This is a genomic window from Devosia soli (assembly GCF_000970455.1).
Taxonomy (GTDB): Bacteria; Pseudomonadota; Alphaproteobacteria; order Rhizobiales; family Devosiaceae; genus Devosia; species Devosia soli.
Map to the genome: position 1 here is coordinate 40,168 of NZ_LAJG01000033.1, position 21,982 is coordinate 62,149.

The 21,982-nt window shown below is 60.5% G+C and carries 22 protein-coding genes; 12 read left to right on the forward strand and 10 right to left on the reverse strand.

Annotated features, from left to right (window positions below; all coding sequences use genetic code 11):
- Positions 1–147 precede the first annotated feature (147 nt).
- Entirely contained in the window at positions 148–324 is a 177-nt protein-coding gene (locus tag VW35_RS21055; protein ID WP_083982886.1) for a YdcH family protein, read from the reverse strand.
- A 151-nt stretch (positions 325–475) separates the two neighbouring features.
- On the opposite strand from VW35_RS21055, the gene VW35_RS15535 reads away from it, so the two are divergent.
- From VW35_RS15535 to VW35_RS15545, 3 genes are all read left to right on the forward strand, one after another.
- Positions 476–691 (forward strand): YdcH family protein, encoded by a 216-nt coding sequence (locus VW35_RS15535; RefSeq protein ID WP_046144004.1) that lies wholly within the window; start codon positions 476–478, stop codon positions 689–691.
- Between the two features lie 81 nt (positions 692–772).
- The gene (gene purE, locus VW35_RS15540; protein WP_046144005.1) at positions 773–1,264 is read left to right on the forward strand and encodes a 5-(carboxyamino)imidazole ribonucleotide mutase; all 492 of its coding nucleotides are present in this window, start codon (positions 773–775) and stop codon (positions 1,262–1,264) included.
- Positions 1,265–1,269: 5 nt separating this feature from the next.
- Positions 1,270–2,358: a 5-(carboxyamino)imidazole ribonucleotide synthase gene (locus tag VW35_RS15545; protein WP_046144057.1), complete on the forward strand. Its 1,089-nt coding sequence runs from the start codon at positions 1,270–1,272 to the stop codon at positions 2,356–2,358.
- A 3-nt stretch (positions 2,359–2,361) separates the two neighbouring features.
- Here VW35_RS15545 and VW35_RS15550 read toward each other — a convergent pair whose 3' ends face one another.
- A complete protein-coding gene (locus tag VW35_RS15550; RefSeq protein WP_046144006.1) occupies positions 2,362–3,054 on the reverse strand; it encodes an alpha/beta fold hydrolase in 693 nt (230 codons plus the stop codon).
- A 214-nt stretch (positions 3,055–3,268) separates the two neighbouring features.
- Between VW35_RS15550 and rpsU the strand changes: the two genes are divergently transcribed.
- Positions 3,269–3,496: a 30S ribosomal protein S21 gene (gene rpsU / locus VW35_RS15555; RefSeq protein ID WP_046144007.1), complete on the forward strand. Its 228-nt coding sequence runs from the start codon at positions 3,269–3,271 to the stop codon at positions 3,494–3,496.
- A gap of 95 nt (positions 3,497–3,591) precedes the next feature.
- Here the strand turns inward: rpsU and VW35_RS15560 are convergent, their stop codons facing one another.
- The 4 genes from VW35_RS15560 to VW35_RS15575 all read right to left on the reverse strand — a co-directional run bounded on the left by VW35_RS15560 (position 3,592) and on the right by VW35_RS15575 (position 6,983).
- Positions 3,592–4,788 carry a multidrug effflux MFS transporter gene (locus tag VW35_RS15560; RefSeq protein WP_046144008.1) on the reverse strand — a complete coding sequence of 399 codons (1,197 nt, stop codon included), beginning with the start codon at positions 4,786–4,788 and terminating at the stop codon, positions 3,592–3,594.
- Between the two features lie 4 nt (positions 4,789–4,792).
- Positions 4,793–5,611 (reverse strand): alpha/beta hydrolase, encoded by an 819-nt coding sequence (locus VW35_RS15565; protein ID WP_046144009.1) that lies wholly within the window; start codon positions 5,609–5,611, stop codon positions 4,793–4,795.
- Positions 5,612–5,712: 101 nt separating this feature from the next.
- The gene (locus VW35_RS15570) at positions 5,713–6,351 is read right to left on the reverse strand and encodes a DsbA family oxidoreductase (RefSeq protein ID WP_046144010.1); all 639 of its coding nucleotides are present in this window, start codon (positions 6,349–6,351) and stop codon (positions 5,713–5,715) included.
- A 74-nt stretch (positions 6,352–6,425) separates the two neighbouring features.
- The gene (locus tag VW35_RS15575) at positions 6,426–6,983 is read right to left on the reverse strand and encodes a tryptophan-rich sensory protein (protein WP_046144011.1); all 558 of its coding nucleotides are present in this window, start codon (positions 6,981–6,983) and stop codon (positions 6,426–6,428) included.
- A gap of 145 nt (positions 6,984–7,128) precedes the next feature.
- Between VW35_RS15575 and VW35_RS15580 the strand changes: the two genes are divergently transcribed.
- Positions 7,129–7,341, forward strand: coding sequence for a SlyX family protein (locus VW35_RS15580; RefSeq protein WP_046144012.1), 213 nt, complete (start codon positions 7,129–7,131; stop codon positions 7,339–7,341).
- Between the two features lie 16 nt (positions 7,342–7,357).
- Here the strand turns inward: VW35_RS15580 and VW35_RS15585 are convergent, their stop codons facing one another.
- Positions 7,358–8,371 (reverse strand): alpha/beta hydrolase, encoded by a 1,014-nt coding sequence (locus VW35_RS15585; protein ID WP_046144013.1) that lies wholly within the window; start codon positions 8,369–8,371, stop codon positions 7,358–7,360.
- Positions 8,372–8,465: 94 nt separating this feature from the next.
- Here VW35_RS15585 and VW35_RS15590 point away from each other — a divergent pair, with 94 nt between their 5' ends.
- Both VW35_RS15590 and VW35_RS15595 read left to right on the forward strand, forming a co-directional pair.
- Entirely contained in the window at positions 8,466–9,467 is a 1,002-nt protein-coding gene (locus VW35_RS15590; protein ID WP_046144014.1) for a ligase-associated DNA damage response exonuclease, read from the forward strand.
- A complete protein-coding gene (locus tag VW35_RS15595; protein ID WP_046144015.1) occupies positions 9,464–11,029 on the forward strand; it encodes a cisplatin damage response ATP-dependent DNA ligase in 1,566 nt (521 codons plus the stop codon). Before VW35_RS15590 ends, VW35_RS15595 begins: the two co-directional genes overlap by 4 nt.
- A 7-nt stretch (positions 11,030–11,036) precedes the next feature.
- Here the strand turns inward: VW35_RS15595 and VW35_RS15600 are convergent, their stop codons facing one another.
- From VW35_RS15600 to VW35_RS15610, 3 genes are read right to left on the reverse strand one after another with little or no spacing between them, the layout of a single operon-like run.
- Positions 11,037–11,570, reverse strand: a complete 534-nt coding sequence (locus tag VW35_RS15600; protein ID WP_046144016.1) for a hypothetical protein — start codon at positions 11,568–11,570, stop codon at positions 11,037–11,039.
- 3 nt (positions 11,571–11,573) lie between these two features.
- Positions 11,574–11,963: a MerR family DNA-binding protein gene (locus VW35_RS15605; RefSeq protein WP_046144017.1), complete on the reverse strand. Its 390-nt coding sequence runs from the start codon at positions 11,961–11,963 to the stop codon at positions 11,574–11,576.
- Positions 11,960–13,675, reverse strand: a complete 1,716-nt coding sequence (locus VW35_RS15610) for a long-chain-fatty-acid--CoA ligase (RefSeq protein WP_046144018.1) — start codon at positions 13,673–13,675, stop codon at positions 11,960–11,962. Before VW35_RS15610 ends, VW35_RS15605 begins: the two co-directional genes overlap by 4 nt.
- Positions 13,676–14,106: 431 nt before the next feature.
- Here VW35_RS15610 and VW35_RS15615 point away from each other — a divergent pair, with 431 nt between their 5' ends.
- From VW35_RS15615 to VW35_RS15630, 5 genes are all read left to right on the forward strand, one after another.
- Positions 14,107–16,629 carry an acyl-CoA dehydrogenase gene (locus VW35_RS15615; RefSeq protein WP_083982888.1) on the forward strand — a complete coding sequence of 841 codons (2,523 nt, stop codon included), beginning with the start codon at positions 14,107–14,109 and terminating at the stop codon, positions 16,627–16,629.
- Positions 16,626–18,584 (forward strand): 3-hydroxyacyl-CoA dehydrogenase NAD-binding domain-containing protein, encoded by a 1,959-nt coding sequence (locus tag VW35_RS15620; protein WP_046144019.1) that lies wholly within the window; start codon positions 16,626–16,628, stop codon positions 18,582–18,584. Before VW35_RS15615 ends, VW35_RS15620 begins: the two co-directional genes overlap by 4 nt.
- A 14-nt stretch (positions 18,585–18,598) precedes the next feature.
- Positions 18,599–19,885, forward strand: a complete 1,287-nt coding sequence (locus VW35_RS15625) for an acetyl-CoA C-acetyltransferase (protein ID WP_046144020.1) — start codon at positions 18,599–18,601, stop codon at positions 19,883–19,885.
- Positions 19,882–20,043, forward strand: a complete 162-nt coding sequence (locus tag VW35_RS21620) for a DotU family type IV/VI secretion system protein (protein WP_161796927.1) — start codon at positions 19,882–19,884, stop codon at positions 20,041–20,043. Before VW35_RS15625 ends, VW35_RS21620 begins: the two co-directional genes overlap by 4 nt.
- A gap of 317 nt (positions 20,044–20,360) precedes the next feature.
- The gene (locus tag VW35_RS15630) at positions 20,361–21,977 is read left to right on the forward strand and encodes a peptide ABC transporter substrate-binding protein (RefSeq protein ID WP_046144021.1); all 1,617 of its coding nucleotides are present in this window, start codon (positions 20,361–20,363) and stop codon (positions 21,975–21,977) included.
- Positions 21,978–21,982: the final 5 nt, after the last annotated feature.

A 21,982-nucleotide genomic window follows, 5' to 3' on the forward strand; every position in this document is an offset into this window, starting at 1 on the left:
TGCCGTTTTGGGAAGAGAATGAGGATGCCGGCTTAAGAGGGTGTTAAGCCTAATGAATTGGTTCGCACGGCGGACGTCAGGCAAACAAAAAGGGCCGCGGAAATCTCCGTGACCCTCAGGACTCAGTGCTGGATTTCGCTCAGGCGATTAGTGCCGGTCAGCGATATTGAAGCGGGCCAACTCATCCTTGACCTCGAGCTTTTTGCGTTTGAGGGCTGAGACCATGAGGTCATCATATTGGCGATTCTGCATTTCTGCCTGAATCTGCCGGTCCAGTTCCTGGTGGCGCCGTTCCAGCGCTGCGATGTGGCCTTCAGTAGTCATAGACAACTCCTTCGACATCGTGGACGTAACCATAGTCACAAATCTTTCACGCTTTGTCGACCTCCGGAGGGGGTACGTCGGAAATCTGGTGCAAAACGTGATCGCTTCGGTTAATCAAATCTCAGTTGTCGCTCGACTATTTGGTTTCGACATGCTGCACCTTACCAAGGAACAGGAAGCCCAATATGGGCTTGAGCTGGCGACCAAGCGCCAGGAGCATGCGGACCTCGACGCCGCGATCCATACCTTGACCCAATCCCAGTTCGCCGATCGCATGCTGGTGCAGCGGCTCAAGAAGCGCAAACTGATGCTCAAGGACCGGATCGTCGAACTCGAAAACATTCTCCTGCCCGACATCATCGCCTGATGTTTTGAGGCGCTCGTGCCTTGAGTTGCGGCCGGATTTGGGCTAGACGCGCGCTTTGCGGAGCGGGATGGGGGAACAGCCATGCTCAAGCCACCGGTTGCCATTGTCATGGGCAGCCAATCGGACTGGCCGACAATGCGGCTGGCCGCGGAAACCCTCGAAGCTCTCGAAATCGAATATGAGGCGCGGATCGTCTCGGCGCACCGGACGCCCGAGCGCCTCGTCGAGTTTGCGACCAATGCCCGCGCAGAAGGTTTTAAAATCATCATCGCAGGTGCAGGCGGGGCAGCGCACCTGCCGGGGATGATAGCGGCGATGACGGTGTTGCCGGTGTTCGGCGTGCCGGTGCGGTCCAAGGCGCTCAATGGGCTCGACAGCCTTTATTCGATCGTACAGATGCCCGGTGGCGTACCCGTCGGCACGTTGGCCATCGGTGAGCCGGGCGCGATCAACGCGGCATTGTTGGCGGCGTCGATCCTCGCGCTCAACGACGATGAACTAGCCGACCGGCTCGACGCGCATCGCGAGCGGCAGACTGCCGCGGTTCCGCAGTTTCCTTCCGACAACGAGTAGTGCCTGTGTCAGATCCTCTTCCTGCGCTTCGTCCCGGGGCAACCATCGGCATTCTGGGCGGCGGGCAGCTCGGGCGCATGCTGGCGCTGGCGGGCGCAAAGCTGGGGCTCAAAAGCCATATCTATTGCCCCGATCCGCACAGCCCAGCGTTCGATGTGACGCCATTCAAGACCGTGGCGGCTTATGACGACGAAGCGGCGTTGCGGGCCTTTGCGGCCGAGGTCGATATCGTCACTTATGAATTCGAGAACGTGCCAGCGGCGACGGCGGAACTTCTCGCCAGCCTCAAACCCCTGCGGCCGGACGCCAATGCTCTGGCCATTTCCCAGGATCGGCTCGCCGAAAAGAGCTTCCTCGCATCAAAGAACATTCCGGTCGCGCCCTATCGCGCAGTGCATTCGCTCGAAGAGCTCGAAGCGGCTGTTGGCGAACTGGGATTGCCGGCTGTGTTGAAGACGACGCGGCTTGGCTATGATGGCAAGGGCCAGCGCGTCTTGCGCACGCAGGAAGATGCTGCGGCAGCATTTGCCGCGCTCAAGCCCCACCCGCTGGTGCTTGAAGGGTTCGTGCCGTTCGAGAAGGAAATTTCTGTCGTCGTGGCGCGCAGTGCGGACGGGACCGTGCGAGCCTACGATCCAGCCGAGAACGTGCATCGCGCCCATATTCTCTTTACCTCGACCGTGCCGGCCGATGTGCCTGCCGGCGTTGCCAAGCATGCGGCAATGCTCGCCAAGGTCATTGTCGTGGCGCTCGATTATGTGGGCGTTCTGGGTGTCGAGTTCTTCGTGCTCGGTGGCGAAAGGCCGAGCCTGCTGGTCAACGAGATAGCCCCCCGAGTGCATAATTCGGGACACTGGACGGAAGCCGTGTGCCTGACCGACCAGTTCGAACAGCATATGCGGGCGGTGGCCGGTTGGCCGCTCGGCGATCCGCAGCGCTATGCCGATGTGGTGATGCAGAACCTGATCGGCGACGAAGTCGAGATCGTGCCCGGCGGGATCGGCGGGGATACCCAGCCCCACCTTTACGGCAAGGCGGAAGCGCGGCCGGGGCGGAAGATGGGCCACATCAACCGCATTTTGCGCGCGAACTGAACGCTAGCGCGCGAGCCAATTGCCGATGGCGCCAGCGACCGCGGAGGGATTTTCCATGGTCGGCAGGTGGCCGCATTTAGCGAAATGTACGATGTCGGCATGGGGAATGGCGGAGGCCATCTCCTCGGCAAGCTCGGGCGGGGTCAAGATATCTTCGGTGCCGACCCCGATCAGGGTCGGGACTTGGATGCTTGCCAGTTGCGGGCGGGAATCGATGCGGCCAAGAATGGCCTTTTGCTGACGGATATAGGTGTCCTGGCCGCAGCGTTCGGCCATGGCCTGCACTTCGTCGGCGAGTGGGGTTTCGAGATTGCGCTTTGCAAGAAGGCTCGGCAGGAGGCTGCGCGAAACGCCGATAAACTTGCCGAGCTTGACGTTTTCGATGCCCTTGCGCCGCGCCTCGCGCCGCTCGTCGCTATCGGGCCGGGCCGACGTATCGAGAAGGGCAAGGTGCGTGACGCGATCGGGCGCCTGGCGCATGATTTCGAGCGCAACGTATCCGCCCATCGAAAGACCGGCGAGCGCAAAGCGCGGCGGCGCTGCCAGAAGCGTTCGGCTCGCCATTCCGGCGATGGTGTCATCGAGTGTCAGGTCTGCCACCATGGGAGCAACAGTGTCGCGCAGCGGCAAGACGACATCGCGCCAGAGCCGCGCGTCGCAAAGAAGGCCGGGGAGCAGGACGATCGGGGTCAGCATTGGTGCGAACTCGTTGGGGGCTGAGCAAGCGGTACTGTGCTTCAGAAATTGAGGCAATACGCCGAATTTCTCGTGCGCGAGTGTGGACAAGTGCGAAGAGCCAAGCTATATAGCGCGCCACGGTGGCCGGCTCTGCTGGTCGGCGACGTAGTTCCTGTGGCTGCGGCGCTTTTATCCAATCCAATTTGCCAAGCTTTGAAGGGGCAGTTGACCTTTGCAAGTAGTCGTTCGCGATAACAATGTTGACCAGGCGCTGCGCGCCCTGAAGAAGAAGCTGCAACGCGAAGGCGTCTTCCGCGAAATGAAGCTGCGCAACTACTATGAAAAGCCGTCGGAAAAGAAGGCTCGCCAGAAGGCTGAAGCTGTCCGTCGCGCACGCAAGCTGGCTCGCAAGCGCGCACAGCGCGAAGGCCTGATTGCAGCGCCGGCAGCGCGCGCGTAGTTCGCGACGCCAGAGAATTCAAAACGCCGTCCTTCGGGGCGGCGTTTTTGTTTTGGGTGTTGCCCTAGCAATTTGCGCTCCGCGCTGCGTTCGGCTTATCCGCGCCGCAGTTGGAGCACGGCGAAGACAACGGTCAGCGCGGCAAGTGTCGGCATCAAAATGACCAATGCGTCATAGGCATTGGTAAAGGCGGTGCCGGCGATAAGCGAGGCGAGGAAGCCACCACCCATCTGGAAAAATCCGGTCAGGGCGCCTGCTGCTCCGGCAATGTCGCCAAAGCCTGCCATGGCCGCAGCCGTGGCACTTGGGCTGATGCAGGCCAGCGAAAGCATCCAGAAGCCCACGGGAACCATGACGGCAAAGACCTCGTCAGGGAAAATGCGGGGGAGGATAGCGTATCCAAGGCCCGCAATGCCGATCAGCACCAGGCCAATGGCCGCGAGCTGCCAGCCATCCATGATTTTTGAGAGACGCGCGACCACGAGATTGCCAATGATGAAGGAGCCGGTCTGCACCAGCATGGCCATGGCAAACTGGAACGGGGTAAGGCCGATCTCGTCGATGAGGACGAAAGGCAGAAGGGCGGCGGAGGCGTAAAATCCACCAAAGGCGGCAGCCAGCGTGCCGGCTGGGAACAAAAAGCCGGGCGTGCGCAGAAGGCGCCCATAATTGCCGAGGACGGTTCCGAACCGCAGCGGAACACGGCGCGCCTCGGGCAGGGTTTCGCGCGCGGAAAATCCGAGAAGCGAGATGATGGCGAGGCCGAAACCGGCCATGACCACGAACATGATATGCCAGGAGCCGACGAGGAGGATGGCGCTGCCGAGCGTGGGCGCAACGGCGGGCGCGACAGTCAGAACGAGATTGATCAGCGTCAGGATGCCAATAGCCTCTCGGCCGACGAACAGGTCGCGGACCATGGCGCGGGAGAGCGCAACGCCAGCGGAGACGCCGAAGCCCTGGAGAATGCGGCCGACCAGCAGAGCTTCAAGACTCGGCGCGAGAGCGCAGACAAGGCCGCCAATCACATAAATGCCGAAGAAGGCAATGCCGATCATGCGGCGGCCATAGCGATCCGACAACGGGCCGCAAAGGAGTTGGGCGAGCGCAAAGGCGGCGAAGTAGACCGTCAGCGTGAGTTTGCCGCCGGCGTCAGTGGTGTTGAGATCAAGCACGAGCGCGGGAAGGGCTGGCGCGTAGAGCGTGAGGCTCAATGGGCCCGTCGCGACCATCAGGCCGCCGATGATGGCAGTGCGGCGGCCGGACATGGCCGGAAGTGTCGTGGTGGTCATGACTTCACTGGGTTACAGCGCCCGAGCGAATGAAAAAGGCCTTGGCCTTGTCCCAGATACCGGCATCCCAGAGATCGGAATGATCGGCACCGGGAACGATCCAGAGTTCATCCTTGTTGGGGGCAAGCTCATATAGACGCTCGCCATTTGAAACGGCGATGGTGCGATCCGCAGTACCATGGCCGACAAAGACCGGCTCGGTGACGCCCGCAATCCATTCGTTGGACCGGAATTGGTCAAGCATGACCCAGTTAACCGGAAGGACGGGATAGCGCTCGGCTGCCACCGTGACGGCTGACAGGAATGGCGTTTCAAGCAGCAATGCCAGGGATTCCTTCTGGCTCGCAACATGGGTGGCAGGGCCTGTGCCAAGTGAGCGACCCCAGATGACTATGGGAAAGTCCTTTGCGGCAGCCCAATCATAAGCGGCAATGGAATCGGCAAGAATATTGGCTTCCGATAGAGTGCCGGGAGAAGCGGGGAAGCCCCGATAATCGAAGGCGAGAAAACCGTAGCCATCGGCGACGAAGCGGACATAGCGCTCATGCTCTGCGGTAAAGCTTTGCGAGTTGCCCTTATAGTAGATGATTAGCGGCTTGCCGGGCTGGGGCGCATGATACCAGCCATTGACGACCTCGCCATCGCCAACTGGAATAGCGACATCTTCACCACCCGTGAGCCCGGAATTGGCGAGCGGAGTGATCTCGCCATGCGGATCGTACTGAAAGGCGCGCTGATTGAAATACATATAGCCGACTGCCCCGCCATAGCCGATGGTCACCAAGGCGAGGACGGCGGCGAGAGCGAGGCGAAGGAGTTTCACGAAGGCAGTTCCGCACTGTTGCGGAGATGGCTATAGCAAACCTCCACCGCGATAGGCATGCCTTTGCCCCGAAATCTCCAACACATTCAGGCGACAGCCTCTTAGAGCTCGGAAATGGTCTTCTCGAGTGCCTGCGCAAAGACTTCGTCGGGCTGAGCGCCGGAAAGCGCATACTTTTCGGCAAAGACAAAGAATGGCACGCCACGGATGCCTTGTTGCGCGGCAGAGGTCGCTAGTTGTTCGGTAATAGACAGTTCGTTGGCGTCATTCATGGCATCAAGCGCATCGCCGCGATCCCAGCCGAACTCGACGGCGATATCGGCAAGCGTATTATCGTCATTGATCTGGCGATGATCGAGGAAATAAGCCTCCGCGATAGCGTTGGCCAGTTCGTGCTGGTTGCCATTGGGTTTGGAAAGCCGCGTGATCGTGTGCGCCTTGGCCGTATTGAACATGCGGGGCTGTTTGGAAAGATCGAGTTCGATGCCTGCCTTGGAAGCCTCGCCTTCGACGCGCGCCCACATGTCCTTCGGATCGCGGCCATATTTGGCCTTCAGCATCTCTCCCACGTCAACGCCTTCGGGCGGGACGGTAGGGTCGAGATAAAATGGGTGATTTTCGACAACGACGTCGACGTCATCGGGGAGCTTGGACAGGGCCTGATCAAGACGGGCAGAGCCAACCAGACACCAAGGGCAGACGACGTCGGTGAAGACGTCGATTTTGAGGTTACGGGCCATCTTACGCTCCACAAGTGATTTCGCTTCACATGGCGCGCCTTAGGTGCGCCAGCAAGAGGGCACTTTGCGGTAACTTAGTTGGCGCCGATAGCCGGCTGCTGCGCGTTGATGAGAGCAAAGGGCGGGGCCCAGGCTGCAGCGACGGCAAGACCAAGAGCAGCGCCAAAACCGATCCAGCCGATGACCGGCAGCATGAACCAGCCGGCCATGCCCGAAATGCGCGTCATGCGAATGGCTGTCGCAAGGGCGAGCAGCAAGACGCCAGTCATGACAAGCGCCAAGGTCATTGAATCAAGCGGGGCTGCGAAGAACGGGAAGGCGATCATGGCCGCGACAAGCGCCGCGCTCCAGCGCAAGGCAATCGCGCCGCGCCGGCCCTTGTGGGCAACCAGACCCATGGAGATGCCGATCGAAAAGATCAAAGCGAGATGAAAACCAGCCCCTACCCAACCCGGAAGACCAAGAGGGGAGAAAAACAGCGGCATGAGGCCGAGCGATTCCGCAGCAAGGTTGACACCACCAAATGCAGCCAGCGGCGCAAGCGCGAAGAGCGCCGTGCGTCCAAACGTGGCAAAGCCCAGCTTGGGCTTGGACTGGACGTTGTGAAGTTCCGTTGCTGTCAAGGTCGCCATGGCCGGCTCCCGTGCTGTTGGTTACGCGGAATCAATGGTGAAACGCGTGTCAAGGTTCCCTATAGGTCAACACGCTCCCGTGTATGGCCAATTGCAATGGAAACGCTGTGCGGCTATTTCCCGGGATAATTTTTGGAGTGCCGCGATGAGCGAGAACGAGCTGAGCGAGCGTCTCGACAAGCTGGAAAGCCGCATCGCTTTCCAGGATCAAACCATAGAGGATCTCAACGCGGTTATCACCGAGCAGTGGGCGGTGATCGAAGGTTTGCGACGCAAGCTCGGTGTTATGGAAGAGCAGGTGCGCAGCGGCAGCTATATCGCTGATCCCGCAAGCGAAAAGCCACCGCCGCATTACTGAGTTGTGCAGTCAACGATTACCGGCTCAACGCCTCGGCCAGAAACGGCAGGCTGACGTCCATGCGGTAGTCGACGCTCGAATGATTGTCGGGGAATTCCTCGTAGCGATGGGCGATGCCTTTCTGCTCGAGCGTGCGGTGGATGCGGCGGGAGCCGTAAAGGATGTTGTACTGATCCTCCGTGCCGCAGTCGAAATAGAAACCTTTCAATTGGCGCAGCGCATCGGCATGGGTTTCAACCATGCGCGCCGGATCCCATTTGAGCCAATTGGCCCAGCGCTCCTCAATGAGTTCGCAGGTATCGAGCGTCACGGGAAGACGCAGGCCGAGGAAGGTGCTGGGCTCTGGATCGGGATCAAAGCTCGCGGCTTGCGCAAGGATCATGAGGAGAAGCGTGTCCTTGCCATCGATCTTCTGTTTGGCCTCGAAGGCGCGTATCCATTTTTCGATCGAGTTTTCCGATTTTGCCAGCATGCGCAGACTGTTGGGGAATTCAGGGATGTAGAGGTTCTCGAACCCTGCATCGCCCGAATGACTGGCAGCGGCGGCCCAGAAATCGGGGTGGCGCATTGCGTGGATATGGGCGCCGAAGCCGCCTGAGGACTTGCCGAAAACGCCGCGCCTGCCTACGCCGCCGCACCCGAACTTTTCTTCGACGAAGGGGACCATCTCCCCGATCAGAAAATCTTCGTAGTTTCCGAGAACCGGGCTGTTCACGTATTGATTGCCCCCGAGACGCGAGAAGCAATCGGGAAAAGCAACGACAACCGGCGCCATCTTGCCTTCGCCGATCAGGCGGTCCAGGCGTTCGGGGACGTTTTCGCCAAAGTTCTTCCACGCCGTGTGAGCCGGGCCGCCGGCCGTATAGCCAACAAGATCGACGAGAATGGGCAAGCCCTCGCCGCTGTGGCCTGCGGGCACATAGACGTCGACGAGGCGGGTGGTCGGGTCCCCCAGGCGATTGCCCGCAATGGCCTTGCTGTCGATGGTGAAGCGGTGGACCGTACCTGGTGTGTGGGTCGTGCGGCGCATGGCGTTCTCCCTTATGATTGGCCCAGAGGTTTGACCGAGGCCATGTCCGAAGGCAAGCAATGAACCGGCAGAGGTTTGGAGTCGTTGAGGGGCCATGGGCTTCATCATCAACCGCGATCTTTATGTTCCCGAACTCGATGCCTGGATCGATCCGCCAGAGCCGCGGGCGCGGGCCATAATCACCCACGGGCACGCCGACCACGCGCGATCGGGACATGGGGCGGTGCTGGCGACGCCCGACACGATAGAGATCATGAAGGTTCGATACGGCGAAGATTGCGCGGGCCGGTTCGAGGCGCTCGACTATCGCACGCCGCTTCAGGTCAATGGCGCCACCGTCAGTTTCTATCCAGCCGGACACATCCTTGGGTCGGCGCAGGTGCTGATCGAATTTGCCGGACAGCGGGCCGTCGTTACCGGCGACTACAAACGTCTCAGAGACAGGACTGCGCAGCCTTACGAGCCGGTGCCGTGCGATCTTCTCATCACCGAGGCAACCTTCGGGCTGCCGGTTTTCCAGCATCCCGACCCAAGGGATGAGATCGCGCGGCTCCTTAAATCGGTCGCTGCGCAGCCCGAGCGAAGCCACCTCATCGGTTCTTATGCGCTCGGCAAGGCGCAGCGGGTGATTGCACTCCTGCGCGATGCCGGCTGGGAGAAGCCGATCTATCTCCACGGCGCCATGATCCGGCTCTGCGAACTTTATCAGGCGCTCGGTGTCGATCTTGGCGAACTGCTGCCCGCGACAGGCATGCCCAAGGCCGCGATGATGGGCCAGATCGTCATCGCGCCGCCATCGGCCATTCGCGACCGCTGGAGCCGGCGGTTTCCCGACCCCGTGGTGTGCCAGGCTTCGGGATGGATGAGCGTCAAGCAGCGGGCGCGGCAGGCGCTGGTCGAGCTGCCGCTCGTAATTTCAGACCACTGCGATTGGGGCGAGCTCAACGTTTCGATCCTTGAGAGCAGGGCGGAGACGGCGTGGGTGACCCATGGGCGGGAGGATGCGCTGGTCTATTGGTGCCGGCAGCAGGGGCTTGCTGCAGAGCCGCTGGCGCTGCCTGGCCTTGATGACGATGGCGGGGAGGGGGGCGAATGAGACGCTTTGCGGATCTACTCGAGCTTTTGGCCCTGACGCCATCGCGAACCCGAAAAATCGAGGCGCTAAAGCGATATTTCAGCGAGGTGCCGGACCCGGACCGCGGCATTGCGCTGGCTGTGCTGACCGGCGAGATGAATATCCGCAACGTCAAGCCGGCGCTGCTGCGCGAGACCGTCCTGGCCCAGGTCGACGAGACGCTTTTTGCACTTTCATACGATTATGTCGGAGACCTTGGCGAAACCATTGCGCTGATTTGGCCGCACCAGGCCGAGGGTGAACTGCCAGGGCTGTCCACGCTTGTTGACCTCCTCAACTTCACCAGCAAGGCCGAGCTGCCGAAAGTGATCGGCGGGCTGCTCAGCCAGGCCGCCATTCACGAGCGCTGGGCGCTGGTGAAGCTCGCAACCGGTTCCTTGCGCATCGGGGTCTCGGCGCGGCTCGCCAAGACGGCGCTGGCCGATATGAGCGGCGTGGCACTGCAGGATATAGAGGAAGTCTGGCACGGGCTGAAACCGCCCTACGAAAATCTCTTTGCCTGGCTCGAAGGCCGGGCGGACCGGCCCGATATCGACCATGCAGCGCGTTTCCATCCGCTGATGCTGTCCAACCCGATCGAGGACCGGGACTTTGAAAAGCTCGATCCGAAGGATTTTTCGGCCGAGTGGAAGTGGGACGGTATCCGCGTGCAGCTGGTGATGGGGCCGCTAGGGGTGTCGATGTTTTCGCGGACCGGCGACGATATCGGCGGCTCATTTCCCGATGTAGTCGAAAACGCCGCAGGCGAGGCCGTGCTCGATGGCGAATTGCTGGTCGGGCATGGTTTTGACGCGCTCAGCTTCAACGACCTGCAGCAGCGGCTCAATCGCAAGGTGCCTTCGGGCAAGCAGATGCAGGAGCTGCCTGCGTTCGTGCGCGTCTACGATATGTTATTCGATGGCGACGAGGACGTTCGTGCGCTGGGCTGGGAAGCGCGGCGGGGCCGACTTGAGAAATGGTTCAGGAATAATCCGCAGACGCGGATGGATGTTTCCGAGATCCTGCCCTTCAAGGATTGGGATGACCTAGGCCGCTTGCGCCGGCAGGGTGCGGACGAGCATGGGCATGAAGGAGTGATGATCAAGCTGCGGACCGCGCCTTATGTACCAGGGCGGCCAAAGGGAAACTGGTTCAAGTGGAAGCGCGATCCCAATGTGGTCGATGCGGTTTTGATGTATGCCCAGCGTGGGCACGGTAAGCGGAGTTCCTATTATTCGGACTACACTTTTGGCGTCTGGAAGGGCAACGAGATCGTGCCGATCGGCAAGGCCTATTTCGGGTTTACCGACGAGGAACTAAAGCAGATCGACAAATGGATACGGGCGCATACTACGGCCGCCTTCGGGCCGGTGCGCGAGGTCAAGAAAGAGCTGGTCTTTGAAGTGGCATTCGACTCGGCGCAGAAAAGCGGGCGGCACAAGTCGGGCGTCGCGCTGCGGTTTCCGCGCATCAACCGCATCCGCTGGGACAAGCCGGCGCAGGAAGCGGCGCGGATAGAGGATATGGAAGCCTTCGTGAGTTAGCGCTTGCTCAGGCAACGGCGGCGCGAAGGCCGGTAGCGGGAAATTTCCGGCCCGCCTTGATCAGCTTGCCATCAAGCTTCAGCACACGGTCGAATAGCGCCACGACGAGCGGATTGGGCGAAGCTTGCGCAACGCTTCGGAAGACGGTTTGGCCGGCCTTGTCGGCCGGGAGCGTTTTGGCCAGAATTCCGAGGGCAATTGCGGCTGCACGGGTGCGTCCCTGGAGGCAGTGGATCATCAGCCGCGCGTCTTTTGGGAGACCCTCGACAAAACGGAGCACCTCTTCGACGTGCACTGTGGACGGCGCGCCGGGCGCCGTGGGGTCGACGACGTCTTCGAAGCGGGAATGGAGCTGCCGGGACTGATCGAAATCGGGTAGACCCAGATAGCGGCTCTCGGGACCATAGATCGAGATGATGTGGCTCGGCGCCCATTCAACGCCATTACGGCGCGCTTCGGTCTGGCTGCAGACGAGCATGGCTGCGGGCCAGCGATTTGGGTGGCCCGTTCCATCGGTCAGCGGGGCGAACAGCTCGGACATGGCCTAACTCGAAACGACTCGTTCCCGTGCAAGTTTGCGGATTTCATGCAGCTCGGCAATCGTGGTCTGAAGGTCTGCCAGTTGTTGTTCAAGCAATTGTAAACGCTCATCCACCTTTTCGGTGAGCAAGTTTACCTGTTGGCCCCGGTCCGCGTCGTAGAGCGCGAGATAGTCGGAGATGTCGCGGAGCGAAAAGCCGAGGCGTTTGCCGCGCAGGATCAGGATCAACCGGGCGCGATCGCGGCGGCGGAAGACGCGGGTAGCGCCGAGGCGTTCGGGAGAGATCAGGCCCTTGCTCTCGTAAAAGCGGATGGCGCGGGTTGAGATGCCGAATTCGCGCGCGAGATCGGCGATCGAATAAAGCTCGGCAGTTTCGGGGTCGATGCGGTTCACGGCTTTCCCGCTTTCTTCTGAGCGTATTCTTCGCGCAGCTCTTTCTTTGAAAGCTTGCCGATCAAGGTCTTGGGAAGTGCGTCCTTGAAGATGATTTCCTTGGGCATTTCGATCTTGTTGAGCTTTTCGGCGAGAAAATGCTTGAGATCGGTTTCGCTTACGCTTTGTCCCTCACGCAACTTGACGAAAGCAACCGGCGCCTCGCCGCGATATTCGTCCGGTACGCCGATGACATTGGTTTCTTCAACTGCTTCGTGGGTCATCAACGCTTCCTCGATGGTGCGCGGATAAACGTTGAAACCTGAGCAGATAATGAGGTCCTTGATGCGATCGACGAGGAAGACGTAACCGTCTTCGTCGACATGGCCGACATCGCCCGTGCGCAACCAGCCGTCGGCAAAGGCCTCCTCGGTGGCTTCGGGATTTTTGTAATAGCCGGCCATGACCTGCTTGCCCTTGACCTGCAGTTCGCCATTTTCACCGATGCCGACCACCTCATGGCTATCGACATCGACGAACCGGATATCGGTACCCGGGAGCGGGAGGCCGATCGACATGGGCTTTGAGGCGACGCGAAGGGCTGCGCAGCAAACGACAGGAGACGCTTCGGTCAGGCCATAGCCCTCGGCAAGGATCGCCTTGGACTTTTTGGCAAAGGCATTGCGCACTTCGTCGGGGAGGGCGGCGCCCCCGGAGATGGCGACTTCGAGGCTTTCGAGATGCTCGGGCTTGGCCGTGTCGGCGCGGGCGATCGCGTTGAGCAAGGTCGGGACTGCAGGCAGGACATTGGCCCTGGTGCGCGTCAGAAGATCGAGCAGCGCCTTCAATTCAAAGCGCGGCAGCATGACGACCTGCGTGCCATTGCAGAGGGGCACGTTCATGCAGACGGTCATGGCGAAGATATGAAAGAAGGGGAGGACCGCAACGACCTTAGACGGCGGGTAAAAGAGCCCGCAGCCCCACTTGTCGATCTGGCTCATATTGGCCGCGATATTGGCGTGGGTCAGGAGGGCGCCCTTGGGAATGCCCGTCGTGCCGCCGGTATATTGCTGGACGGCGATATCCTTGTCCGCATCGATGACGACAGCGCTGGGCGTGCGATTTCTGGCGATGAGATCGCCAAAGGCGCTGATCTTGCCGGCATGGGGCGAACGCGACGGATGAGCCAGATCCTTGCGCTTGAAGAGCGAGAAGAGAACCTTCTTAGGAAATGGCAGTGCATCGGGGAAGTGGCAGACGATCAGCGACTTGACGTTTCCCGCGGCAAGAAGCGCTTCGCCCTTTTCAAAAATCTGCTGAAGGTCGAGCGTAATCAAAATATCGGCACCGGCATTGGCCGTGATGTGGCTGAGCTCCGGTACGGTATAAAGGGGATTGCAATTGACGATCGTGCCACCAGCGCGCAGCACGCCGTAGTAGGCGATTGGGTAAAAAGGCGTGTTGGGGAGCATGAGGGCCACACGGCTGCCCTTGGTAACTCCGAATTCGCTTTGCAGGGCGCCGGCGAATGCGACGATCTTCCTGGCCAGTTCACCGAAGGTCGTGGTGCCGCCCAGAAAGTCGAGGGCCACGGCGGAGGGGTTGCGGGCGCAGGCGGCGAGAACCTGTTCGTGCACCGGGGTCGTGTCGATCTGGGCCTGCCAGTCGATCCCTTCGGGATAGCTGGCAATCCAGGGACGCAAGTGCTCGCGCGACTGGCTTGTGGCATCCATGCCAAATCCTCCTCTCATCCCGGCGCCACGGTATGCTCCGCAGCCTCGCGGCTCTTTTCGCCGGTTGTAGAGCGAAGTATTCCACGCCTTTACGTTAGCGTCAAACAACTGCCCATGACTTTGAAGCCGATGCGTTAGGGAAACGCCGTCGGTCAAGAATTTCGCATGATTTGACGCCACCATGCGTGCACACGGTTTTTTATTTTCGGCGATGTAGACTGTCCTCGAAGTCTTGCGTTGCCGACAAGGGGCTACGGCTCGCGAAGGATGTCGCGTTCAACGTATGCGGCGCTTGCTTGACGTATACGTCAATTTGATGAACTATTACGAGGACGGGCGCGATGGCACAATGCGGCCACGACCCGATGGTTTAGCAAGGCGGACGACGCCAGGACCAACTCAGCGTCGCGCCGTCCCAGGAGGACAGTGCCGTGGGCCTATTGCTTTTCGTGATTGCTTTGGTCGTTTTCGCCACGTTGGCCATGCGGGAAAGTCCGCTTTGGCAGTGGGGCGTTGCGACACTGGCAATCGGGGTTGTTTCGGGGGTGGATTTTGCGCAGAGCGGCGCAAGCTTCGAACTCGGCTTCGGCAGCTGGCTGCTCATTGTCCTGGGTGTCATCCTGCTGGCGCTCAGCGTGGCGCCGATCCGCAAGGCGCTGGTGATCACGCCGGTGTTCGGAGCGGTCAAGTCCATCCTGCCGCGCGTCAGCCGCACCGAGCAGGAGGCGCTCGACGCCGGGACGGTCGGTTGGGATGCCGAATTGTTTTCCGGCCGCCCCAACTGGGACAAGCTGACTGAAATCCGTCCACTGACGCTGACGGCGGAAGAAGAGGCGTTTCTCGCTGGCCCGACGGAAACAGCTTGCCAGATGATCGACGATTGGGACATCCGGCACAACCGCGCCGACCTCTCGCCCGAGCTTTGGCTATTCCTCCGCGAAAAAGGTTTTTTGGGCATGCTCATCGGCAAGGAGCATGGCGGGTTGGGCTTTTCGGCGCAGGCGCAGTCGATGATTGTGTCCAAGATCGCGAGCCGTTCGGTTGCAGCGGGGATAACCGTCATGGTGCCTAATTCGCTCGGGCCGGGTGAATTGCTCGAAAAATACGGCACGCCGGCGCAGAAGGAGAAGTATCTCCATCGGCTTGCAACCGGTGTCGATATTCCGTGTTTTGCGCTGACGGGCGTGCATTCCGGGTCGGATGCCGGCGGCATGCGCGATATTGGTATTGTTACCAAGGGCATGTGGAATGGGCAGGAGACGCTGGGCGTCAACCTGACGTTCGACAAGCGCTATATTACGCTGGCACCGATTGCGACGCTGGTCGGGCTCGCCTTCATCCTCAAGGATCCCAATAATCTCCTCGGGCGTGGCGAGGATATCGGCATTACCCTCGCGCTTATTCCGCATGATCATCCGGGTCTCGATATCGGAAGGCGGCATTTCCCGGCGCGGCAGGCTTTCATGAACGGGCCCGTGCGTGGCAAGGATATGTTCGTGCCGATCGACTACTTGATCGGGGGCACCGATTATGCGGGGCAGGGCTGGCGCATGTTGATGGAGTGTCTCTCCACAGGCCGCGCCATTTCGCTGCCGGCAATCGGGTCGACCTCGATCAAGGCAACGCTGCGCGCCACCTCGGCCTATGCGCGGGTGCGGCGGCAGTTCGGGATTCCGGTCGGGACCATGGAAGGCGTGGCGGAGCCGCTCGGCGAAATGGTCAAGCGCGCCTATAGTTTTGAAGCGGCGCGGCGATTGACGGCGTCCATGGTCGATGAGGGCCAGCGCCCCGCGGTGATCGCGGGGCTGCTCAAATATACGACGACCGAAGCCATGCGCGACAGCATGGACGATGCCTTCGACATCCAGGGTGGCCGCGCTATTCAGGATGGGCCGGGCAATTATCTTTTCGGCGCCTATCAGGCACTGCCGGTGGCGATTACCGTCGAGGGCGCCAATATCCTGACGCGCACGCTGATGACTTTTGCGCAGGGCGTTTTGCGCGCGCATCCCTATCTGCTCAAGGAAGTTCAGGCAGCCCAGAGCAAGGATCGGCGCAAGGGCATCGATGCGTTCGATAGGGCCTTTGGCGGACATACCGCCTTTATGCTGCGCAATATCGTGGCGAGTTTTCTCCACGGGCTGACCAACGGCGCCTTTGCTTCCTCGCCTAATGATGGGCCGATGGCCGGCTGGTATCGTAAGTTGCACCGTTATTCGCAGGCCTTTGCGCTGACAGCGGACTGGACGACGGTGGTGCTGGGCGGCAAGCTTAAGGCCAAGCAGAAGATTTCGGGCCGCATGGCCGATCTTCTGGGTGACCTCTACATCATGTCGGCAACGCTGAAGCGTTTCGAGGAAGAGGGCCGGCTCGCGGAGGATCGGGATCTGGTCGATGCGATCATGCAGGATCGCATTGCCTCGATGGAAAAGACTTTCGGGGAAGTGTTCGACAATTTCCCCAATCCGGTTTTCGGCACGGCCATGCGTTTCCTCTGCTTTCCGCTCGGACGGCACGCGAAGCCCGCGGCCGATGACGTCAATTACAAGTTCGTCCGCGCGGTTCTGCGCCCCGGCGCGTTCCGCGATCGGTTGACCACAGGCATCTATGTGAGCATGGACCCAAATGATGTGACGGGCGTTCTCGAAGATGCATTGATCAAGGTCACGGAGGCCGAGGAAATCGAAGCCCGGTTCATCAAGGCTGCCCGCCGCGGCGTCTTCGATCGCCGCCTCGATCGGGACGCTATCGCCGATGCGGTGGCGGCAGGTGTGATCAATGACAATGAAGCCGGCATCATGCGAGCGGCCGACGAAGCCACCGAGCGGGCCGTGCAGGTGGATGACTTCGAAAAGGACGTCTTGAAAGTGACGCCGGCGCGTCTGGCGGCGGAAATGAACCTGCATGTGCGCACCGGCGCTGAACTGATCAAGAATATCGAGGAGCAAGCATGATCGCGCAGGCAACCGAGACCAAGCATTGGAGCTTCCACACCGATCTCGAAAACATCGGCTGGCTGACGATCAACTCGCCCAACGGGTCCGTCAATACGCTGAGCCGGGAAGCGATCATGGAGCTTGAAACCCTGGTCGCGCGCTTCGAAGACCTTGCCAATACTCAGGAAATCGTAGGCGTCGTGCTGCTTTCAGGCAAGGATTCCGGGTTTATTGCCGGTGCCGATGTTTCCGAATTCGATGCGATGAGCGACTTTTCGGTGCTGCCGGAAGCCCTCAAGCGCACGCATGCGCTCTTTTCGCGGATCGAGAACCTGAAAGTACCGGTGGTGGCCGGCATTCATGGCTTCTGCCTCGGTGGCGGGCTCGAACTGGCACTGGCCTGTCACTATCGTATCGCGGTCAACGACGACAAAACCCGCATCGGCTTTCCCGAGGTCAATCTCGGCATTTTCCCGGGCTTTGGCGGCACGGGCCGTTCGATCCGGCAGGCCGGACCGGTCGATGCGATGCAGATCATGCTGACGGGCAAGATGCTGCGCGCAGGACAGGCGCGGGGGCTCAATCTCGTCGACAAGCTCGTGCGGCATCGCGACATGCTGCGTTGGGAGGGGCGCAAGGCAGTGCTGCAGCATCGCAAATCCCAGCCAGCGGGATTTTTCAAGCGCGCCATGGCTGGGCCGCTCCTCCGCGACTATGTCGCCAACAAGATGCGCGAAGAGGTGGGCAAGAAGGCCAATCGTGTCAATTATCCCGCGCCCTATGCGCTGATCGAACTGTTCGAGCAGCATGGCGGGGATTGGCAATCGATGATCCGCCACGAGGTTGATGCCTTCGTGCCGCTGATGGGTTCACCGACCGCGGCCAATCTTCGGCGGGTGTTTTTCCTTTCCGAAGGGCTCAAGAAGCAGGGGCTCAAGGGCGCAAAATTTTCGCGCGTGCATGTGATCGGTGCCGGCGTCATGGGTGGCGATATTGCAGCCTGGTGCGCTTATCGCGGCATGAGCGTGACGCTTCAAGATCTCGACATGGGGCGAATCCAGCCGGCGCTCGATCGGGCGAAGAAACTCTTCCAGAAGCGCTACAAAAAGAAGCGTGAGGTCGATGCGGCCATGCTGCGGCTGACCGCCGACCCCCAGGGCAATGGCGTGCCGCGGGCCGATGTGATCATCGAGGCTGTAGTCGAAAAGCTCGAGGTCAAGCAGTCGATCTTCAAGGGCGTTGAAGGCAAGCTCAAACCCGGTGCGATCCTTGCCACGAATACGTCATCGATCGAACTCGAACGCATTGCCGAGGCGCTGCAGGACCCGGCGCGGTTGATCGGGCTCCATTTCTTCAATCCGGTGTCGCAACTGCCGCTGGTTGAAGTGATCAAATCAAAATTCAATTCGGACGAGGCGATCGGCAAGGGCGCGAGCTTTGCGCTGGCCATCGGCAAGTCCCCGGTGGTGGTCAAGTCCGCGCCCGGTTTCCTCGTCAATCGCGTGCTCATGCCCTACATGCTGGGCGCTGTCGAACGTGTGGAGCGCGGCGAAAGCCAGGAATTGCTCGATGCTGCTGCCGTCGCCTTCGGCATGCCAATGGGGCCGATCGAGCTAATGGATACCGTCGGGCTCGACGTCGGCAAGTCGGTCGCGACCGAGCTTGGGCATTCTGTGCCTGACGATAGCAAGTTTGCAGGCCTGATCGCCGAGGGGAAACTCGGCCGTAAGACCGGCGAAGGCTTTTACAAATGGGAAAAGGGCAAGGCCATCAAGGGCACGACGCCTGCGCATCCTGATCTCGTCGCGCTTGGGCGTGAGCTGGTAAAACCGCTCATCGATACGACCGAGGTGGTGGTGAGCGAGGGGGTTGTAGCCACTCCCGATCTTGCCGATGTCGGCGTGATCATGGGAACAGGCTTTGCGCCGTTCCTTGGCGGGCCATTGCGCGCCCGTGCGGATGGCCGGGCATAAGGGGAGCGAAGAATATGACGGAACTCAAGCGCGTTGCTATCGTCGGTTCGGCCCGCATTCCCTTTGCCCGTGGCGGCACGGCCTATGCTGACGAAACCAATCTTTCCATGCTCGCGACCACTCTCGGTGGGCTCGCAGACAAATACGGTCTGCGCGGTGAAAGGGTGGACGAGGTGATCGCCGGCGCGGTGATCAACCATTCCCGCGACTTCAATATTGCCCGTGAAGCGTTGCTCGATGCGGGTTTATCCCCGCGCACGCCAGGCACGACGATGCAGATCGCATGCGGCACAAGCTTGCAGGCGGCGCTGGTTCTGGCGGGCAAGATCGCTTCGGGGCAGATCGATAGCGGCATTGCCGCTGGCTCCGATACGGTTTCCGATAGTCCCATCGTGTTCGGTTCGAAATTCCAGCATCGGCTGCTCGACGCCAATGCGGCCAAGACGACGGGCGACAAGCTCAGGGCGTTCACCAAGGGTTTCTCTTTTGGCGAGCTGGCGCCTGTCGCGCCCTCGGTCAATGAGCCGCGGACTGGCCTGTCCATGGGGCAGCACTGCGAGTTGATGGCGCGCGAATGGGGTATTTCGCGGCGCGCTCAGGATGAGTTGGCGGTGGCAAGCCACCGCAACGCTGCAAAGGCCTATGACGAGGGTTTTCACGATGACCTCCTCGTCCAATGCGCCGGGCTCGTGCGCGACAACAACGTTCGAGCAGACAGCAATCTTGACAAGATGTCGACGCTGAAGCCGGCTTTCGACAAGTCATCGGGCCACGGTACGCTGACGGCGGCCAATTCGACACCGCTGACCGATGGCGCGGCGGGCGTGCTGCTTGCAAGCGAAGAATGGGCCAAGGCGCGAGGCCTGCCGATCCTTGCCTATCTGACGATGGGCCGGGTCGCCGGCAATGACTTCGCGCATGGCGAGGGGCTCCTGATGGCGCCGACCATTGCGGTTTCGGAAATGCTCGAGCGGGCCGGGCTCAGCTTTGCCGACATCGACTACTTTGAACTGCACGAAGCCTTTGCCGCACAGGTGCTCTGTACCCTCAAGGCTTGGAAAGACCCTGCCTATTGCAAGGACGTGCTCGGTCGTGAGGAAGCGCTTGGGGAAATCGATCCGGCAAAGATCAACGTCAAGGGATCGAGCCTTGCCTATGGGCATCCGTTTGCAGCCACCGGCGCGCGCATCCTGGGGCTGACGGCGAAGCTGTTGTCCACTGAGACGCGGAAGCGGGCGCTGATTTCTGTGTGCACCGCGGGTGGCATGGGCGTCGCTGCGCTGGTAGAAAGCGCTTCATGAGCGACAATGTCATCAAGTTCCGGCGGCCCGAGAAAAAGCCCGAGCCGCCAAAGTCCCGGCCGCCGCGTGGCCCCATGCCGAACTGGGTGCCGTTTGCCGTGCTCGTGGCTGTGGCACTGGTGATCTATGCCGTCAGCCAGGCAGGTCTTTTTAGCTAAGGCCGAGCGCTTGGCACAACACTAACCTGACGCTTCTTGCCTCCTGCGATCGCAGGGGGCGATCATTTGTGCCTTTTTGCGCAATGTCTTTGCTTCGAAACGCGCGCGTGCAGAACGTCTTGCCATGGTAGCCAAGATGTTAACAAACAGCGGGACGTTTACGCTTAGGTCAATCTTTTGCTTGTCAGTGGACGCTTTCGCGAGATACCGTCCAGCAGTCTTGGCCAAAGGGGAGATCCTTTTGAGCAAGGGTCTAACTGCATGGGCAAACATGCAGTCTAATCAATCCAAGAATTCCACAAGGAGATGGGACGAGAATGATCTTCACCAAGGCCTTCAAGGCGATTGCGACTGCCGGCGCCATGGCGCTGATGATGTCGACGGCTGCTTCCGCCGTCACGCTGCAGCTCCACAATGGTGGTGATCCGGGCACGCTGGATCCGCATAAGGCGTCAGGTGACTGGGAAAACCGCGTCATCGGCGACTATATTGAAGGTCTGCTGACTGAGAACGCCAAGGCAGAAGCCATTCCCGGCCAGGCCGAGAGCTGGGATATCTCCGAAGACGGTACCGTCTATACCTTCCATCTTCGTGACGGCATCCAGTGGTCGGACGGCGAACCGGTTACCGCAGGCGATTTTGTTTTCGCGTTCCAGCGTCTCTTCAACCCGGCGACGGCAGCGGATTACGCTTACCTGCAGTTCCCGATCAAGAATTCGGAAAAGATCAACTCGGGCGAAATCACCGATTTCAACGAGCTTGGCGTCAAGGCTATCGACGACAAGACCCTTGAGATCACGCTTGAAGCGCCGACCCCATTCTTCCTTGATGCGCTGACCCATTACACCGCTTACCCGGTGCCGCAGCACTTGGTTGAAAAGCTTGGCGACGACTGGACCAAGGTCGAGAACATCGTCGGCAATGGCCCCTATCTCATCAAGGAATGGCTGCCGGGCTCCTATGTCCGTTCGGAAAAGAACCCGGACTACTATGACGCGGCCAATGTCCAGATCGATGAAGTCTTCTACCACGTGCTCGAAGATCAGGCGGCTGCGCTCAACCGGTACCGCGCCGGCGAATTCGACATCCTGACCGATTTCCCTGCCGACCAGTATCAGTGGCTGCAGGACAACATGCCGGGCCAAGCACACGTGGTGCCGTTCCTTGGCGTTTATTACTACGTGATGAACCAGGAAGAGGGCCAGGTGCTCTCCGACATCCGCATTCGCGAAGCGCTTTCGACAACGGTCGTGCGCGACGTGATCGGGCCCGATATCCTGGGCACTGGCGAGCTGCCGGCCTATGGCTGGGTGCCGCCGGGCACCAATAACTATGTCGACACGCCCTATCATCCGGCCTGGGCCGATACGCCCTATGAAGAGCGCGTCGAGCACGCCAAGGAGCTGATGACCGAAGCCGGCTACGGCCCGGACAATCCGCTGACCCTGCAGCTTCGCTACAACACCAACGATAACCACCAGCGCATCGCCGTGGCGATCGCCGCCATGTGGGAGCCGATCGGTGTCAAGGTCGAGCTCTTCAACGCCGAAACCGCCGTGCATTACGACGCACTGCGCGCTGGCGACTTCCAGGTCGGCCGTGCCGGCTGGCTGCTCGACTACAACGATCCGTCCAACACGCTCGATCTACTCAAGACCGGCGTAAGCCAGGACGGCACGATGAACTGGGGCAACAATTACGGCCGCTATTCCAACGCCGAATATGACGAGCTGATGAAGAAGGCTTCGACCGAGCTCGACCTCGTTGCGCGCGGCAAGCTGCTTGCCGATGCCGAAAAGATCGCCATGGACGAATTCGCTGCGATCCCGATCTACTGGTACGTATCCAAGGACGTCGTATCGCCCAAGATCTCGGGCTTCGAGGAGAACGCCAAGAACATCTTCCGCACCCGCTGGCTGTCCAAGGCCGAGTAAGCGAG

What these genes read in the sequence shown, in the direction of transcription:
- VW35_RS15585 (WP_046144013.1), bottom strand. Translation starts at nt 8,371, where the DNA reads ATGCGCCGCACGACCCACACACCAGGTACGGTCCACCGCTTCACCATC.
- VW35_RS15535 (WP_046144004.1), top strand. Translation starts at nt 476, where the DNA reads ATGCTGCACCTTACCAAGGAACAGGAAGCCCAATATGGGCTTGAGCTG.
- purE (WP_046144005.1), top strand. Translation starts at nt 773, where the DNA reads ATGCTCAAGCCACCGGTTGCCATTGTCATGGGCAGCCAATCGGACTGG.
- VW35_RS15610 (WP_046144018.1), bottom strand. Translation starts at nt 13,675, where the DNA reads ATGGATGCCACAAGCCAGTCGCGCGAGCACTTGCGTCCCTGGATTGCC.
- VW35_RS21620 (WP_161796927.1), top strand. Translation starts at nt 19,882, where the DNA reads ATGAGCGACAATGTCATCAAGTTCCGGCGGCCCGAGAAAAAGCCCGAG.
- VW35_RS15630 (WP_046144021.1), top strand. Translation starts at nt 20,361, where the DNA reads ATGATCTTCACCAAGGCCTTCAAGGCGATTGCGACTGCCGGCGCCATG.
- VW35_RS15580 (WP_046144012.1), top strand. Translation starts at nt 7,129, where the DNA reads ATGAGCGAGAACGAGCTGAGCGAGCGTCTCGACAAGCTGGAAAGCCGC.
- VW35_RS15575 (WP_046144011.1), bottom strand. Translation starts at nt 6,983, where the DNA reads ATGGCGACCTTGACAGCAACGGAACTTCACAACGTCCAGTCCAAGCCC.
- VW35_RS15625 (WP_046144020.1), top strand. Translation starts at nt 18,599, where the DNA reads ATGACGGAACTCAAGCGCGTTGCTATCGTCGGTTCGGCCCGCATTCCC.
- VW35_RS15550 (WP_046144006.1), bottom strand. Translation starts at nt 3,054, where the DNA reads ATGCTGACCCCGATCGTCCTGCTCCCCGGCCTTCTTTGCGACGCGCGG.
- VW35_RS15595 (WP_046144015.1), top strand. Translation starts at nt 9,464, where the DNA reads ATGAGACGCTTTGCGGATCTACTCGAGCTTTTGGCCCTGACGCCATCG.
- VW35_RS15620 (WP_046144019.1), top strand. Translation starts at nt 16,626, where the DNA reads ATGATCGCGCAGGCAACCGAGACCAAGCATTGGAGCTTCCACACCGAT.
- VW35_RS15600 (WP_046144016.1), bottom strand. Translation starts at nt 11,570, where the DNA reads ATGTCCGAGCTGTTCGCCCCGCTGACCGATGGAACGGGCCACCCAAAT.
- VW35_RS15590 (WP_046144014.1), top strand. Translation starts at nt 8,466, where the DNA reads ATGGGCTTCATCATCAACCGCGATCTTTATGTTCCCGAACTCGATGCC.
- VW35_RS15570 (WP_046144010.1), bottom strand. Translation starts at nt 6,351, where the DNA reads ATGGCCCGTAACCTCAAAATCGACGTCTTCACCGACGTCGTCTGCCCT.
- VW35_RS15560 (WP_046144008.1), bottom strand. Translation starts at nt 4,788, where the DNA reads ATGACCACCACGACACTTCCGGCCATGTCCGGCCGCCGCACTGCCATC.
- VW35_RS21055 (WP_083982886.1), bottom strand. Translation starts at nt 324, where the DNA reads ATGACTACTGAAGGCCACATCGCAGCGCTGGAACGGCGCCACCAGGAA.